The sequence below is a fragment of the Cryobacterium sp. PH31-L1 genome, from assembly GCF_030063145.1.
Classification (GTDB): Bacteria; Actinomycetota; Actinomycetes; order Actinomycetales; family Microbacteriaceae; genus Cryobacterium.
On sequence record NZ_JASISM010000020.1, the window covers coordinates 1,278 to 3,224 of the forward strand.

At 52.7% G+C, this 1,947-nt stretch carries 1 rRNA gene (cut by a window edge); it reads right to left on the reverse strand.

What is annotated here, in order from left to right:
* Positions 1-1,742, reverse strand: a 23S ribosomal RNA gene (locus QMF22_RS17250) (it extends 869 nt beyond the left edge of the window).
* Between the last annotated feature and the right edge of the window lie 205 nt (positions 1,743-1,947).

Below are 1,947 nucleotides of genomic sequence, written 5' to 3' on the forward strand. Positions count from 1 at the left end.
CGTATCTGAGAGACGGATTTGCCTATCTCTCGGCCTACATCCTTAGACCGGGTCAACCATCGCCCGGCTCAGCTACCTTCCTGCGTCACACCTGTTAATACGCTAACCGCACCAGCATAGGGTCGCACGCTAGGCCCCACGCTTCACCCCGAAGGGATCCATCTAGGGGATTCAGATGCTTAGCATTACTGGATTAGTTTGGGCGGTTTTTCGTCAGTACGGGAATATCAACCCGTTGTCCATCGACTACGCCTGTCGGCCTCGCCTTAGGTCCCGACTTACCCAGGGCGGATTAGCCTGGCCCTGGAACCCTTGATCTTTCGGAGGACGGGTTTCTCACCCGTCTTTCGCTACTCATGCCTGCATTCTCACTCGTGTGGCCTCCACGGCTGGTTTACACCGCCGCTTCGCTGGCCACACGACGCTCTCCTACCCATCAACACGGCTGAACTAACACCACACGGGTGCAGCTAACCAAAAATATCAATGCCACAACTTCGGTGGCGTGCTTGAGCCCCGTTACATTGTCGGCGCGGAATCACTTGACCAGTGAGCTATTACGCACTCTTTCAAGGGTGGCTGCTTCTAAGCCAACCTCCTGGTTGTCTGTGCAACTCCACATCCTTTCCCACTTAGCACGCGCTTTGGGACCTTAGTTGGTGGTCTGGGTTGTTTCCCTCTCGACGATGAAGCTTATCCCCCACCGTCTCACTGCTGCGCTCTCACTTACCGGCATTCGGAGTTTGGCTGACGTCAGTAAGCTTTTGGGCCCCATCGGCCATCCAGTAGCTCTACCTCCGGCAAGAAACACGCAACGCTGCACCTAAATGCATTTCGGAGAGAACCAGCTATCACGAAGTTTGATTGGCCTTTCACCCCTATCCACAGCTCATCCCCTCCATTTTCAACTGAAGTGGGTTCGGTCCTCCACGACGTCTTACCGTCGCTTCAACCTGGCCATGGATAGATCACTTCGCTTCGGGTCTAGGACATGCGACTGAATCGCCCTATTCAGACTCGCTTTCGCTACGCATTCCCCTCTCGGGTTAAGCTCGCCACATATCACTAACTCGCAGGCTCATTCTTCAAAAGGCACGCTGTCACCAGAACAAAGCTGGCTCCAACGGTTTGTAAGCAAACGGTTTCAGGTACTATTTCACTCCCCTCCCGGGGTACTTTTCACCTTTCCCTCACGGTACTTGTTCACTATCGGTCATGTAGGAGTATTTAGGCTTATCAGGTGGTCCTGACGGATTCACACGGGATTTCTCGGGCCCCGTGCTACTTGGGATACTTCTCGGGCGATTGCTGCATTTCGACTACGGGGTTCGCACCCTCTATGACCAGGCTTTCAATCCTGTTCGTCTATACAACGTTCTAACCCTTACCATTCGGTAGAATAGGCAGAAAAGTCCCGCAACCCCGACCATGCAACGCCTACCGGCTATCACACATGATCGGTTTAGCCTCATCCGGGTTCGCTCGCCACTACTAACGGAATCACTATTGTTTTCTCTTCCTGTGGGTACTGAGATGTTTCACTTCCCCACGTTCCCTCTACCCGCCCTATATATTCAGGCGGGAGTCACCAGGTCACCTCACGGGCCTGGCGGGGTTTCCCCATTCGGACATCCTCGGATCACAGTTCGTTTATCAACTCCCCGAGGCTTATCGCAGATTACTACGTCCTTCTTCGGCTCTACATGCCAAGGCATTCACCGTTTGCTCTTAAAAATTTGAAATCACATGAGTTTGAATCGATTAAGTATGCCGAACAAAGTTCGACATCGAAATTGACCAATGATCACGCACTCAATAAAGAGTGCATAGATCTTTGTAATCGACCGCAGATTCGAAAATCTGCGGCAAATTTAAGATGCTCGCGTCCACTGTGTAGTTCTCAAAGTACGGGCGGTACCCCTCCCCGCCGGCAAGTGATGCCAACGA